The 14,543-nt window shown below is 58.3% G+C and carries 12 protein-coding genes and 1 tRNA gene; 6 read left to right on the forward strand and 7 right to left on the reverse strand.

Going from position 1 to position 14,543, the window contains the following annotated elements; all coding sequences use genetic code 11:
• Nucleotides 1-7: 7 nt before the first annotated feature.
• Entirely contained in the window at nucleotides 8-1,234 is a 1,227-nt protein-coding gene (locus E5180_RS13925; RefSeq protein WP_138924911.1) for a phenylacetate--CoA ligase family protein, read from the forward strand.
• Between the two features lie 124 nt (nucleotides 1,235-1,358).
• Nucleotides 1,359-3,029 (forward strand): ABC transporter permease, encoded by a 1,671-nt coding sequence (locus tag E5180_RS13930; protein WP_138924912.1) that lies wholly within the window; start codon nucleotides 1,359-1,361, stop codon nucleotides 3,027-3,029.
• Between the two features lie 84 nt (nucleotides 3,030-3,113).
• Here the strand turns inward: E5180_RS13930 and E5180_RS13935 are convergent, their stop codons facing one another.
• The 4 genes from E5180_RS13935 to E5180_RS13950 all read right to left on the reverse strand — a co-directional run bounded on the left by E5180_RS13935 (nucleotide 3,114) and on the right by E5180_RS13950 (nucleotide 5,581).
• The gene (locus E5180_RS13935) at nucleotides 3,114-4,130 is read right to left on the reverse strand and encodes a Fe(3+) ABC transporter substrate-binding protein (RefSeq protein WP_138924913.1); all 1,017 of its coding nucleotides are present in this window, start codon (nucleotides 4,128-4,130) and stop codon (nucleotides 3,114-3,116) included.
• A 130-nt stretch (nucleotides 4,131-4,260) separates the two neighbouring features.
• Entirely contained in the window at nucleotides 4,261-5,127 is an 867-nt protein-coding gene (yghU, locus tag E5180_RS13940; RefSeq protein ID WP_138924914.1) for a glutathione-dependent disulfide-bond oxidoreductase, read from the reverse strand.
• Between the two features lie 177 nt (nucleotides 5,128-5,304).
• A complete protein-coding gene (gene ykgO / locus E5180_RS13945; RefSeq protein ID WP_005850168.1) occupies nucleotides 5,305-5,430 on the reverse strand; it encodes a type B 50S ribosomal protein L36 in 126 nt (41 codons plus the stop codon).
• Nucleotides 5,431-5,506: 76 nt separating this feature from the next.
• Nucleotides 5,507-5,581 (reverse strand) — tRNA-Val (locus E5180_RS13950).
• Nucleotides 5,582-5,731: 150 nt separating this feature from the next.
• Here E5180_RS13950 and E5180_RS13955 point away from each other — a divergent pair.
• Nucleotides 5,732-6,592 carry an N-formylglutamate amidohydrolase gene (locus E5180_RS13955; RefSeq protein ID WP_138924915.1) on the forward strand — a complete coding sequence of 287 codons (861 nt, stop codon included), beginning with the start codon at nucleotides 5,732-5,734 and terminating at the stop codon, nucleotides 6,590-6,592.
• On the opposite strand, the gene E5180_RS13960 is transcribed toward E5180_RS13955, so the two are convergent.
• From E5180_RS13960 to E5180_RS15970, 3 genes are all read right to left on the reverse strand, one after another.
• Nucleotides 6,593-7,846, reverse strand: a complete 1,254-nt coding sequence (locus tag E5180_RS13960; protein WP_138924916.1) for a DNA polymerase IV — start codon at nucleotides 7,844-7,846, stop codon at nucleotides 6,593-6,595.
• Between the two features lie 325 nt (nucleotides 7,847-8,171).
• Entirely contained in the window at nucleotides 8,172-8,861 is a 690-nt protein-coding gene (gene pyrF / locus E5180_RS13965; RefSeq protein WP_138924917.1) for an orotidine-5'-phosphate decarboxylase, read from the reverse strand.
• A 220-nt stretch (nucleotides 8,862-9,081) separates the two neighbouring features.
• Entirely contained in the window at nucleotides 9,082-9,264 is a 183-nt protein-coding gene (locus E5180_RS15970) for a hypothetical protein (RefSeq protein WP_254700487.1), read from the reverse strand.
• Between the two features lie 547 nt (nucleotides 9,265-9,811).
• Here E5180_RS15970 and clpB point away from each other — a divergent pair.
• The 3 genes from clpB (at nucleotide 9,812) to msrQ (ending at nucleotide 14,142) form a co-directional block, all read left to right on the forward strand.
• The gene (gene clpB, locus E5180_RS13975) at nucleotides 9,812-12,427 is read left to right on the forward strand and encodes an ATP-dependent chaperone ClpB (RefSeq protein ID WP_138924919.1); all 2,616 of its coding nucleotides are present in this window, start codon (nucleotides 9,812-9,814) and stop codon (nucleotides 12,425-12,427) included.
• 188 nt (nucleotides 12,428-12,615) lie between these two features.
• On the forward strand, nucleotides 12,616-13,524 hold the full coding sequence (msrP, locus tag E5180_RS13980) for a protein-methionine-sulfoxide reductase catalytic subunit MsrP (RefSeq protein WP_138924920.1): 909 nt from the start codon (nucleotides 12,616-12,618) through the stop codon (nucleotides 13,522-13,524).
• Between the two features lie 33 nt (nucleotides 13,525-13,557).
• Entirely contained in the window at nucleotides 13,558-14,142 is a 585-nt protein-coding gene (gene msrQ, locus E5180_RS13985; RefSeq protein ID WP_138924921.1) for a protein-methionine-sulfoxide reductase heme-binding subunit MsrQ, read from the forward strand.
• Nucleotides 14,143-14,543: the final 401 nt, after the last annotated feature.

Here is a 14,543-nt window from a genome sequence, read left to right on the forward strand (position 1 = left end):
AAGCGACATGGCACAGACGTCCCACTTTGACCGCCTAGAGACCCGCAGCCCAGAGACGCGGGCGGCTGACCTTGCCCGCTCTTTGCCAGCCCAGATCGCACGGGCGCAGGCGCTGCCGGGTTATGCAGGATCGCTGGACGGGGTCACAGCAGAAACGATCACCAGCGCTGACGATCTTGCCACGTTGCCCGTCCTGCGCAAATCCGAGATCGGCAAACAGCAGGCGCAATCGGCGCCCTTTGGCGGTTTCACAACCAGGCCTGCGCATGCGTTCACCCATATCTTCCAGTCTCCAGGCCCGATCTACGAACCATCCTCCGATGCGCCGGACTGGTGGCGTATGGGGCGGTTCCTGCATGCGGTGGGGATCGGTAAAGGCGACATCGTGCAGAACTGCTTTGGCTATCATCTGACGCCGGCGGGGATGATCTTTGAATCCGGTGCGCGGGCTGTGGGGGCGGCGGTTTTGCCTGCGGGCACCGGCCAGACCGAACTGCAGGTCATCGCGGCCCGTGATATCGGCACGACCGCCTATGCCGGCACGCCAGATTACCTCAAGATCATTTTGGAAAAAGCCGACGAGATGGGGGTGACACTTGGCATCACCAAAGCCGCCGTTGGTGGCGGTGCGTTGTTCCCATCCTTGCGCGACTATTATGCGCAGCGCGGCATCACCTGTCTGCAAAGCTATGCGACAGCCGATTTGGGAAACATCGCTTATGAAAGCCCCGCCGCAGAGGGCATGATCGTGGACGAGAATGTGATCGTCGAGATCGTGACCCCCGGTACGGGCACGCCCGTCGCACCTGGTGACGTAGGCGAGGTCGTGGTCACTACGTTGAACCCCGATTATCCGTTGATCCGTTTCGCGACAGGCGATCTGAGTGCGGTTTTGCCGGGGGCGTCGCCCTGCGGTCGTACCAATATGCGGATCAAGGGCTGGATGGGCCGTGCCGATCAGACCACCAAGATCAAGGGGATGTTCGTGCGCCCCGAACAGGTCGCCGCCCTTGTCGCGCAGCACCCCGAGGTAACTAAAGCCCGTGTTGTGGCAAGCCGCGCCAACGAACAAGACGTGATGACGGTCCACCTTGAGACGACAGGCGACGATACCGAAGCCTACGGTGCCTCTGTCGCGGCGCTGCTCAAGCTGAAGGGCAAGGTCGTGCTGGCCGCCCCCGGAAGCCTGCCGAACGATGGCTTGGTGATCGAAGACCAGCGTAGCTATGACTAAATCGCGCCGGTGTCCGGCGTGAAACAGGCCGCAAAGGCAAGATCACGCCTTTGCGCATGGGGCGGCGGTACAATTTTCAGTCATCCCGCTGGTATTTCCGACTGAATTAGTCGAAACCAATCGCATGACGACACAGGATATAAATACAAGCCCCGCCGCCGTGAAAAAATCGCGCGATGGCGTGCGTTTGCTGGCGGGGGTTGCGGTCGCGATTGCAGCGACCTGTGCCTTGCCTATGATTGCCGTACTGCTGGCTGCATTGGTCGGGGGCACCGATACGGTGCGCCATCTGATTGATACTGTTCTGCTGGGCTATGCTGGCACGACGCTGCTCTTGGTGGCAATGGTCGCGATGGGGACCTTTGCCTTGGGCGTCGGGACCGCGTGGCTGGTCACCATGACGCGCTTTCCCGGTGCGCGCGTGCTTGAGATCGCGCTGGTGCTGCCGCTGGCTTTTCCTGCCTATGTATTGGCCTATGCCTATACGCATATCCTTGACCATCCGGGCATTGTGCAGACCGCTCTGCGTGACCTGACAGGCTGGGGCCCGCGCGATTACTGGTTCCCCGAGATACGGTCTTTGGGGGGGGCGGCGCTGATGTTGGTGCTGGTGCTTTACCCCTATGTCTACCTGCTGGCGCGTGCAGCCTTCTTGCAGCAATCCGCCACGACGTTTCTGGCAGCGCGTGCTTTGGGCAGCAGTGCATGGGCCGCGTTCTTTAAGGTCAGCCTGCCGCTGGCGCGCCCTGCGATTGCCGCAGGCGTCCTGCTGACGGTAATGGAGACGATCGCCGATTTCGGGACCGTCGCCTATTTTGGGGTGCAGACTTTTGCCACAGGGATCTACACCAGCTGGTTCTCCCTGTTCGACCGCGCTGGTGCGGCGCAGCTCGCGCTGTGCTTGCTCAGCTTTGCGCTGCTGCTCGCGATGCTTGAGCGTATCCAGCGTGGCAAGGCGAAGTACCATGATCCGGCCCGCCGTGCCGTAGCCATGCCTCCGGCACCGCTGACAGGCTGGCGTGCTGCTGCGGCGCTGTTGGCCTGCGGTATCCCCGTGATCTTTGGTGCGATCCTACCGGTCATTGTGCTGATCTGGATGGGCACAGGGTCAGAGCAGGACCTGCTCAGCCCGCGCTATCTGGGCTTCATCCGTAACTCTGCCACGCTGGCGGGGGTGGCTGCGGTGCTGACCGTGGCCGCGGCGGTCTGCGTTGGCTTCTTCCAGCGGCTACGTCCGGGCAAGCTGTCCTTTGGGGCGGGGTATATTGCGCGTCTTGGCTATGCGGTGCCGGGCGGGGTGATCGCGGTGGGGCTGATGGTACCTTTCGCGACATTCGATAACCAGCTTGACGCATGGATGCGCAGCACCTTTGACATCTCGACCGGTTTGTTGGTGACGGGGTCGATCTGGCTTCTGGTGGCCGCCTATATGGTGCGCTTCCTCGCGGCTGCATTGGGCGCGTATGAGGGCGGACAAGCGATGGTGCATGCCAATATGGATTCCGCCGCACGGTCGCTCGGAGAGACCCCCGTGGGGACGCTGCGCCGTATTCACCTGCCGATCCTGTCGCCCAGTCTGCTGACCGCGCTGTTGATCGTCTTTGTCGATGTGATGAAAGAGCTGCCGGCGACCTTGATCATGCGGCCTTTTAACTACGACACGCTTGCGGTGCAGGCCTACCGGCTGGCCAGCGACGAACGGCTGGACGGGGCTGCGGTGCCGAGCCTTGTAATCGTGGCGATGGGGCTGCTTCCGGTCATCCTGATCTGCCGGCAGGTCGGGCGTCAAACCTAACCGTTTGGCATCGCCCATGAAAAAACCGCACCGGCCAAAGGCCGATGCGGTTCAATGGCATGTCGCTGCCGTGGCAGGCTGGGATTATTCCCAGCCAACCGCATTAAAGATTTTCTGTGCCGCCGGAATGTTCTTGGCCACTTCCGAGAGGTTGACCTCGTCTGCTTTGAATTCGCCGAGCTTGGCAACCGACTCTGCCAGTTCCACACCCTGAACGGCGGGGTATTCGTCGTTACCCGCAGAGAAGTAGGACTGTGCGCTGTCGGAGGACAGGTACTCGAGGAATTTGACCGCGTTGTCACGGTTTGGCGCATTGGCTGCAACACCGGCACCGGACAGGTTCATGTGTGCGCCGTTGCCTTCTTGGTCAGGGAAAACCACGTCGATTTTATCAATATCAGCGCTGAGCCCGTCCACGTCGGTACGGATCGCGCGGGCAAAGTAATAGGAGTTCGAGACAGAGATTTCGCATTCGCCCGAAACCAGACCGCGCAGCTGGTCGGTGTCACCGCCCTGTGGTGCGCGTGCCATGTTGTTCACAACGCCCTGCGCCCATTCGGTGGCTTTTTCTTCGCCGTGGTGCGTAACCAAAGCCGCCAGCAGCGTCTGGTTGTAAGAATTGGTAGAGGAACGGATGCATACCTGACCCTCGTAGGCCGGGTCGGCGAGGTCCAGATAGGTTTGCGGTGGGTTGTCTACGGCATCCTTGCTGTAAAAAATGATCCGCGCGCGCTGCGAAAAGCCGAACCATTCGTTGTCGGCGTCTTGCAGATTGCCTGGGATACGCTCTTCGAGGATGTCGCTGTCAACAGATTGCAGCAGGCCCATTTCCTTGGCGCGGCTCAGGCGGCTCGTATCGACGGTGATCAGTACGTCCGCAGGAGAGTTCGCGCCCTCGGCAGCCACACGGGCCAGCAGCTCGTCTGCTTTGCCTTCGATGCGGTTAATAGTGATGCCGGTTTGCTCGGTAAAGTCCGAATACAGACGCTCGTCAGTGTCGTAGTGACGTGCAGAATAGAGGTTCAGCTGACCTTCTGCAAAAGCGGGTAGGGCAACCGTTGCCAACAAGGCAGCCGTGAACGTGGTTTTCGTAAAAGTCATGAGGTGACCTCCATCTGTGTAAAACTTATAAAAAGAGTAAGAAACAGATTTGAGGTCAGACATCAAGGAATACTTGACTGTATTTATAAGATAAGCGTCTCGCCGCACAGGGACGGCAAGACGCAGTCGTTTAGCCGTCGATTTTGTCTTGGGTTTTGGTGTCGAAATCGCTGGCGTCGTGACGTTCGTGCAGCTGCATTTCGGGTTCACCGAAGGGACGGTTGACCATACGGCCACGCGTCACCGCGGGCCGCGCATCGATTTTCTTGGCCCATTTCATCAGGTTTTCATACGAGTCGACGTTCAGGAATTCAGCCGCATCATAAAGCCGCCCCAGAACCAGCTGACCATACCAAGCCCAGATCGCCATATCCGCAATCGAATACTCGCCCGCCATATATTCGTTATCGGCCAGATGCCGGTCCAACACGTCCAGCTGACGCTTGGTTTCCATCGCGAAGCGGTCGATGCAGTATTTAATCTTGACCGGCGCATAGGCGTAGAAGTGGCCAAAGCCGCCGCCCAGATAGGGTGCACTGCCCATCTGCCAGAACAGCCAGGACATACATTCGGTGCGTTGGCTTGGGTCTTTGGGGATGAATTCGCCGAACTTCTCGGCCAGATGCAGCATGATCGAACCGGATTCGAACAAGCGCTGTGGCGCATCGCCGGACCGGTCCATCATCGCGGGGATTTTAGAGTTCGGGTTGATCTCGACAAAGCCGGACCCGAATTGGTCGCCTTCGCCGATGTTGATCAACCAAGCGTCATATTCGGCGCCTTTGTGGCCCGCAGCCAGCAGTTCTTCCAGCAGCACGGTGACTTTGACACCATTGGGGGTCGCGAGGGAGTAAAGCTGATAGGGGTGTTCGCCGACTGGCAGCTCTTTATCCGCGGTCGGGCCTGCGACGGGGCGGTTGATGTTGGCGAATTTACCGCCGTTGCCGGGTTCCCACTCCCATACGGCGGGTGGGGTATAGTCGGGCAGATCGGTCATGAGATCCCTTTCAGTTCATCTTTTGAAGTTAAAGATGAACCTAGGGGGTATTGGGGGGATCGCAAGGGGCCAGCCGCGAATGGCCGGGGTGCCGGCGCAGGGCGTGGCATGTTTCATCAGCCCAAACGAAAAAAGCCGCCCCCGAAGGAGCGGCTTTTAATCAAATGCGCGCGAAGCTTAACCCTGACGGGCTTTGAAACGGCGCTGCGTTTTGTTGATTACGTAAACGCGGCCTTTGCGACGCACAACGCGGCAGTCACGATGCCGATTCTTGAGCGAGCGGAGCGAATTGCGAACCTTCATGGTCTTTCTCCTGTGTCGTGGCGCGGGCCAGCGCCGGGTTGCGGGCAGCTCAGCGAATGCTGAGCCATGAATTAGGTGGTGGGCGATACTGGGATCGAACCAGTGACCCCTTCGATGTCAACGAAGTGCTCTACCGCTGAGCTAATCACCCCCTATGTAGCACAAAATTTGCACCCCGAACCAAATCAGGGCACGAAATATCTGCACCAGTAGCGGGGTCTATAAATAGAGTCGCAGGCATGATCAAGGGGTTTTGGCTTTGTAAAAACATGCGCTATGTTCATTTTTGAAAGGTGCAACAATGCCACACATCGCCTACGAAGTCGTTCGCCCTGATCAAGCCCATTCCTGCACGGTGTTCGCGTCGCCCCATTCGGGTCGGAATTACAGCTTTTCCTTTCTGCGGTCCACAGTGTTGGACGGGCATAGCATCCGCTCGTCAGAGGACGCGTTCGTTGATCTTTTGTTCAAATCCGCCCCCCATTTCGGGGCTCCATTTCTGATGGCGGGTGCCCCGCGTGCGTTCCTTGATCTGAACCGGTCGCGAGACGAGCTGGACCCCGCCTTGATCGAAGGGGTGCGTCGGCAGGCGCATAACCCGCGGGTGGCCTCGGGTTTGGGGGTTATCCCGCGCGTTGTGGCGAATGGGCGGTCGATTTATCAGGGCAAATTGACGCTCGACGAAGCCCGAGAGCGAATCGCGGCGTATTGGGTGCCGTATCACGATATGCTGCAAAGCCTGCTGAATGACGCCCGTGCCGATCACGGGCAGGCGATTCTCGTGGATTGCCATTCCATGCCGCATGAGGCGATGGAAGGGGTCGCGCGGATGGGGCTCAAGCGGCCCGATGTTGTGTTAGGCGACCGTTTTGGTGCGGCTGCCGGCAACGATGTCGTTGATCAAATCGAAGCCGCTTTTTCGAGCGCGGGTTTTACCGTCACACGAAACACGCCTTTTGCGGGGGCATATATCACGCAGGCTTATGGCCGCCCGGCGCGGGGGCAGCACGCGGTACAGGTCGAATTGGACCGATCCCTGTATATGAACGAATCATTGGTGCGTCCCAATGGCGATTTCGAGGATGTCCAAAAAGCGCTGAGCGGCGTTGTTGCTGAAATCGCGCGTATCCGGCCTGAAAGCCTGGCGCTCGCGGCGGAATAATCAGCGCAGCGCGCGCCCTTTGACGATGGCCTTGTCCCCGAACCGGTTGCGGATGGCATCGGTCGCCCGTTCGGCCCGACCACGCCGCACGGCATCGGGGTCCAGCAGATCACCCGCCGTGTCGGCCCCATCAGCGGCGCTAAGATCGGAAATGCCACATCCCAGAAGTCGGAACGGCCCCGGCTCGCCCAGCTGATCAAACAGCCCGCTTGCAGTGCGGTAGATGCGGTCGGCCAGCTGAGTGGGGTCATACAAAGACACCCGCCGGGTAATCAGCGAAAAATCGGCACGCTTCAGCTTGAGAACAACAACGCGCCCCGCAAGCTCTTTGGCCTTTGCGCGGTCCGCCACTTTTTGCGCCATGCGCCACAGGTGACCGTCCAGCAGTTCGGGGTCCGAGGTGTCCTCGTTAAAGGTGGTTTCGTTGCTAATGGATTTCATCGGTTCGTGCGCGGAAACGCGACGGTTGTCCTGGCCTCGGGCCAGATGCCAGAGGCGGTCGCCCATGTTGCCGAAACGAGCAATCAGATCGGTCCGTTCCCACCGCAGCAGGTCAGCAAAGGTGCGTATGCCCGCCTTGTTCAGCGCCCCTAGGGTGGCAGCGCCCACGCCCCAGATCATGCTCACCGGTTTGTCGGTCAGAAATGTCTGCGTTTCCCCTTTGCCGATGACCGAAAACCCGTGTGGCTTATCTAGATCAGAGGCGACCTTGGCCAGAAACTTGTTGTGCGACAGCCCGATAGAGCCGGTCAGCCCCAGCTCTTGCTTCATCCGGCGCACCAACCGCGCGAGCATCACCGCAGGGGGCGCGCCGTGCAGCTTGGTCGTGCCGGTCATGTCCAGAAATGCCTCGTCCAGTGACAGCGGTTGCAGGGCGGGCGTGAGCTCTTCCATCAAGGCGCGGATCGCACGGGAGGCTTCGACATAGGCGTCCATGCGGGGCTTGATGATGACCGCTTCGGGGCAGAGCTTGAGCGCCTGAAACATCGGCATGGCGGATCGAACCCCTTTGACCCGTGCGATATAGCAAGCGGTCGATACCACGCCGCGCCGCCCGCCGCCGATGATTACGGGTTTACCGTTCAGTGCGGGGTTGTCTCGTTTTTCCACCGACGCATAAAAAGCATCGCAATCCATATGGGCAATGGAGAGGTCAAATAATTCGGGATGCGACGTGATGCGCGGGCTGCCGCAGGCAGAGCACCGGCGGGCAGGCGTGATTTCGGACAGGCAGTCACGGCAGAGTGCGGGCATGGCGAATAAATGGGGTTAAGGGAAGGTTAAGGCAAGTCTATTCGATTGCGTGCCGTTGCGCCATGGGCAGGCGCGTCGCGATCATTTCGCGGCTGGGTGCAAAATTTAGACTGGGAAAAGAAAGACCCCCGCCTAAAGCGGGGGGAGGTGACGAACTTCAGGAAGAACCAGTTCGTCGGGGAGTATCACCAAAGTAAGGTTGCCATATGAATGTCATAAAACATACACGCAACTGCGCTTGATCGGTAGCCAGTTTGGGTTTGTTACCGATTTATCACATAGGCCAAGCACGCTATTAAACGGGTTTGATGCCATTTGGGGGTGATTAGGGCAGCTCTGCCAGGACCGCGCGGGCGGCGGCTGCGGGGTCTTCGGCTTGCCAGATCGGGCGGCCGACGACGATATGATCCGCGCCATCCTTGATAGCTTGGCCCGGCGTCGCGACCCGTTTTTGATCGCCAAGAGCCGCACCGGTCGGGCGCACGCCGGGGGTTACGATCAGCTTGCCTTTTGCCTCTGGCAGGGCGCGGATCAGCGCGGCTTCTTGAGGGGAAGCGATGACCCCGTGGGCGCCTGCATCCAGTGCACGACCGGCCCGGGTTTGTACCAGATCGGGAATGTCGCCCGCCTGGATCATAGCGGCGTCCAGATCGTTCCGGTCCAGCGACGTCAGAATTGTCACTGCGAGAATTTTGGTGCGCGAACCCGCGGCACCCTGCATCGCGGCGCGCACCACGTGGGGGTCGCCGTGAACAGTCAGGAAATCAAGATCAAACTGCGCAAGACCCCGTACCGCTGCTTCGACGGTCGCGCTGATGTCAAAAAGTTTCATATCCAGAAAAATGCGTTTGCCATGCTCTTGGATGAGCTCATTTGCCAGCGCCATGCCGCCGCCTGTCAGCATTCCCAATCCGATTTTGTAAAAGCTCACCGTATCGCCAAGCTTTTTCGCGAGCTCAAGGCCGGCAACAGCATGGGGAACATCAAGGGCGACGATCAGGCGGTCATCTGACATGGGGCGGGCTCCGATAGTAGTGAAATTGGACAAACGCCGGAGGCTTACGGCGTTCATACTCTCGTGTCTACGCAAACACCTCGCGACGGGCACAAAAAAACCCGGGCAGCACAAGGGCTGTCCGGGCAAGTGTCAGAGACGTGCAGGCAGGCAGAAGTCTCTGGATCGGGCGGGACATGCGCCGGGACGGGCGCACAGGCAGTTCCGCCGAAACTGAAAATCAAGCGGCGCGGTGGCCGTTGAGCTTTGCAACAGATTGCAACCAAGCCTTGGGGTCGAACCGTGGGCGACCGCTGCGGGGCGATGGTTTGATGCTGCGAAATTCCGAATGCATGCCGCCGCGGCCCAAGTGTCGACGTTCTGCCTGTTTGGTCAGTCCTTCGGCGGCTTGATCAAATGACATTGTCATCGGCGCATTGATTGCGCAGGCATATCTGCGGGAGCGATCGCCATCATGAACAGTAACCAGTGCCTCGAAGCATTGCTCTGTCGCATTATATATAACGTCGTTCATCTGGATTTGGCGCGTCTGCATGTTCGTACCTCAAAACTTGTTGTACTGATTAAACTTGGCTTGATCGGCTTTGTCATTCTCTGCCGGTACAACGTGGGTGTGACTAAAAAGTTCCATCTATTGTCGCTACCCTTGTGGATAAATGTAAATTTTCCCTTAAAAACAGTCAATTAACTTTTATTTGATTGCCTATTGCTATAAGCGGAATTTTGCGAAACTGTAATTTTTACAGCGAATCCAATGACTTCGCGGTGTGATTAAATTTCATCATCCGTTCAAATATTGGCTTGATACGCATTTTTTTGTTGACGTATTTGTGAGCGCCTTCTCTTGAAGCCGCCCCTGCCTGTCCCCAAATCCTAGTACGAGGATCACATAATGACGCGCTGCCAAGCAGGCGTCGCACCCGTGGTCGCTTTGAGAAAAGGAGAAGCTCATGGACTTGGGCAAGTTTACAGAACGGTCGCGCGGCTTCATTCAGGCTGCGCAAACAATCGCTACGCGTGAAAGCCACCAACGGCTGACGCCGGAACATTTACTAAAAGCGTTGTTGGACGATGACCAAGGGCTGGCAAGCAATCTGATTGTCGCTGCGGGTGGCAATCCGGCGCGCGTTACCGAAACGCTGACACTCTCTTTGGGTAAGTTGCCAAAAGTGTCAGGCGATGCGGCACAGGTCTATCTGGACAATACCACAGCCAAAGTTCTGGCCGAAGCAGAGGCGCTTGCGAAAAAAGCAGGCGATAGCTTTGTGCCGGTAGAACGTGTGCTGATGGCGCTTGCCATGGTCAAATCCGGTGCCAAGGACGCATTGGTCGCGGGCAAAGTCACCGCGCAGGGTCTGAACGCTGCCATCAACGATATCCGCAAGGGCCGCACGGCTGATAGCGCCAGTGCCGAAGACGGGTATGAAGCGCTTAAGAAGTATAGTCTGGACCTGACCGAACGTGCCCGCGAAGGCAAAATCGACCCGATCATTGGCCGGGACGAGGAAATTCGCCGTGCCATGCAGGTTTTGAGCCGCCGTACAAAGAATAATCCGGTGCTGATTGGTGAACCGGGGGTGGGTAAGACCGCCATCGCCGAAGGTCTCGCGCTGCGTATCATTGATGGGGACGTCCCTGAATCGCTGCGCAACAAACGGCTGCTGGCGCTGGACATGGGCGCATTGATTGCCGGCGCGAAATATCGTGGTGAGTTCGAGGAGAGGTTGAAAGCCGTCCTGACCGAAGTGACTGAAGCCGCGGGCGAGGTGATCTTGTTTATCGACGAGATGCACACGCTGGTCGGTGCCGGTAAGGCTGATGGTGCAATGGATGCTGCCAACCTGATCAAACCTGCCTTGGCGCGGGGGGAATTGCACTGCGTTGGTGCGACGACCTTGGATGAATACCGTAAATACGTAGAGAAAGACGCGGCTTTGGCCCGTCGGTTCCAGCCTGTCATGGTGAGTGAACCTACGGTCGAGGACACCATATCGATCTTGCGGGGTATTAAAGAGAAGTATGAGCTGCACCACGGTGTGCGGATCAGTGACTCTGCGCTTGTTGCTGCGGCCACGCTGTCGCACCGCTATATCACGGACCGCTTCTTGCCCGACAAAGCCATCGACTTGATGGACGAGGCGGCCAGCCGTCTGCGGATGGAGGTCGACAGCAAGCCCGAAGAGCTGGACGCGCTGGACCGCCAGATCATGCAGCTGCAGATCGAAGCAGAGGCATTGAAGAAAGAGGACGACGTCGCCAGCAAGGACCGGTTGGACAAGCTGGAGAAAGAACTGGGTGATCTGCAGGAAAAAGCAGACGCAATGACGGCGCAGTGGCAGGGCGAGCGCGATCGCCTTGAAGGCGCGCGCGAGCTGAAAGAGCAGTTGGACCGCGCCCGTGCCGAGCTTGAGATTGCCAAACGCGAAGGCAATCTAGCCAAAGCGGGGGAGCTTTCCTATGGTGTGATCCCGCAGTTGGAACGCAAGCTCGGCGAAGCGGAGGAAAGCGAGGCAGACGTCATGGTCGCAGAGGCCGTACGCCCGGATCAGATCGCGAGCGTGGTCGAGCGTTGGACCGGCATTCCAGCTGGCCGTATGCTTGAGGGTGAACGTGACAAGCTGCTGCGGATGGAAGACCAGTTGCACAACCGTGTCATTGGCCAAAACCAAGCGGTCAAGGCCGTGTCGAACGCGGTCCGCCGTGCGCGTGCTGGCCTGAACGACGAGGCACGTCCCTTGGGCAGCTTCCTGTTCCTTGGGCCAACAGGCGTGGGTAAAACCGAACTGACCAAAGCTGTAGCCGAATTCCTGTTCGACGACGAGAACGCAATGGTGCGGATCGACATGTCGGAGTTCATGGAGAAACACGCCGTGGCCCGTCTGATCGGTGCGCCTCCGGGGTATGTCGGCTATGACGAAGGCGGTGTGTTGACCGAAGCTGTGCGGCGTCGCCCTTATCAGGTTGTGCTGTTCGACGAGGTCGAAAAAGCGCACCCCGATGTGTTCAACATCTTGTTGCAGGTCTTGGACGATGGGGTGTTGACCGACGGTCAGGGTCGCAAGGTCGACTTCAAGCAGACGTTGATTGTGCTGACCAGCAACCTTGGTGCCCAAGCGCTGAGCCAGCTTCCTGACGGGGGCGACATGGTGCAGGCAAAGCGGGATGTAATGGATGCGGTGCGGGCCCACTTCCGCCCCGAGTTCCTGAACCGTCTGGATGAAACGGTGATCTTTGACCGTCTCGCACGTGGCGACATGGCGGGGATCGTCGATATCCAGATGAACCGTCTGCTCAAACGACTTGCCGGTCGTAAGATCGGGTTGGATCTGGACGACGCTGCGCGCAAATGGCTGGCCGACGAAGGCTATGATCCGGTGTTCGGGGCGCGTCCTTTGAAGCGGGTGATCCAGCGTGCACTGCAAGATCCGTTGGCAGAGATGATCCTGGCCGGTGATGTGCTGGACGGGGATCTTATTCCGGTACATGCCGGTGCCGAAGGGCTGATCATCGGCGACCGCGTTGCTGCCAGCAATCGCGCGAAACCGGACGAGGCGACGGTCCACTGAGCACATAGTATATAGTGTCAGTATATAGTGCGATAACTTGAACGGGCAGGGCCGGGGGAAACCTCGGCCCTGTTTGCATGAGGTGCCCTGACATTCCGGTGTGTCCCTTGAAATGTAACGGATTGCGTTTGGTGGGCACGCTAACCCGCAGTAGGCTTGTGCCGGTATATTGGTAAGGAGCGCCTGTTATGGCCTATCGCTGGATCAACACGCTAACGGACAAAGACATCACCCCGCATGCTACATTTCTGAATAGACGTCAGATCATGGGGGGCGCTTTGGCGGGGATCGGGCTGGCCGGTATGGCGGGCCGTGCCTCTGCCGCGCCCGAGGGGCTTGTGCCCAACAGCTATGAAGATATCACCAGCTATAATAACTACTATGAATTCGGCACCGGCAAGGACGACCCCGCAAAATACGCAGACCGTCTGACAATCGAACCCTGGACGGTGCAGATCGACGGGTTGGTCGATAAGCCGGGGGCCTATGGCTTCGACGACATCATGCAGCAGATGAGCATCGAAGAGCGTATCTATCGTTTCCGCTGCGTCGAGGCGTGGTCGATGGTGGTGCCGTGGAACGGGTTCGAACTGGCCGACCTGCTGAATATGGCCGGCGTTCAGTCAGGTGCGAAATACGTGTCGTTTGAAACCGCGCTGCGCCCCGATGAAATGCCGGGTGTCGCGTATAAGGTGCTCGACTGGCCCTATGTCGAAGGGCTGCGGCTAGATGAGGCGATGCACCCGTTAACGATTATGGCGACCGGAATCTACGGCAAGGAAATCCCTAAACAGAACGGCGCGCCGCTGCGTTTGGTGGTGCCGTGGAAGTATGGCTACAAATCGATCAAATCCGTGGTGCGGATCACTCTGACAGATACGCAGCCGCCCACCAGCTGGAACAAGGCGAATGCAGGGGAATACGGGTTCTATAGTAATGTGAACCCAGAGGTAGACCATCCGCGTTGGTCCCAAGCGAGCGAGCGGGTCATTGGCGGCGGGTTGTTTTCCAAGCGTGTGCCCACACTGATGTTTAACGGCTATGAAGATGACGTCGCTGATCTTTACGCAGGGATGGACCTGAGCAAGGATATCTAAACCAGTGTGCCGTAAAGAAGTGAGCGAGGCGGTATGATTGACCGCCTGAATACCATCGCCCGACGCGTCCCAACATGGGTTGTATATATAGTGGGGCTGATGCCGGTCCCGTGGTTCCTGTTTCAGGCCCAGACCGGTGGGCTGGGGGCGGAGCCGATCAAGGCGCTGGAAAAAGAGCTCGGCTTGCTCGCGCTTCAGCTTTTGGTGGCGGGATTGGCGATCACGCCTGCGCGCCGCTACCTGCGGCTGAACCTGATCAAGTTTCGTCGGGCTCTGGGATTGCTCGCCTTTATCTATGTCGCGTTGCACCTGTTGGTGTGGTTGGCTCTGGATGTCGGGATACTGTCACAGATTTGGGCTGATATTCTAAAGCGGCCGTATATCACGATCGGCATGGCCGGTTTTGCCTGCCTGTTGCCTTTGGCCGCGACGTCTAACAGCTATTCCATTCGCAAGCTGGGGGCCAAATGGCGCAAGCTGCATCGGCTGACCTATCTGGCTGTGGTTCTGGGCGCGGTGCACTTCATTTGGTTGGTCAAAGGTTTTCAGATCGAGCCGCTCCTTTATATGGCAGCGATTCTGGCTTTGCTGGCACTACGAGTAATCAAACGCCGCTGATTCCGAACCCGCCCTGCGATTCTGACCGGAATTCCCCGAGATTCGGGGGGGCGAGGGGGGCCAAACAATCCACATTTGCGCCGCCAGTCTGTGGATAACCCTTGAGGGGATGAGCGAGTCGGCTGAGCGTGATGTTAGCGTACGAAATAAAGCTGCGCAAAATGACGGCTGAACGGAATTTTCAAAAATCAAACTGTTGTTTTTATGGGAAAATTCAGAAAATAGCGAAAAACTGTCATAATCCTAAAAAAGGGGTTGCGGGTATTTGGAACAAACCTTAGAACGCCCCTTACCGGAGACGCAGACATGCAGACACGGGGCGCTAGACGGGGATGACGGGCTAAGGTTCGGAGCTTACGTAGTGGGGAAATTCAGAGGTAATAGAGGCGGGGCGCGCTGAA

Source organism: Sulfitobacter sp. BSw21498 (assembly GCF_006064855.1).
GTDB lineage: Bacteria > Pseudomonadota > Alphaproteobacteria > Rhodobacterales > Rhodobacteraceae > Sulfitobacter.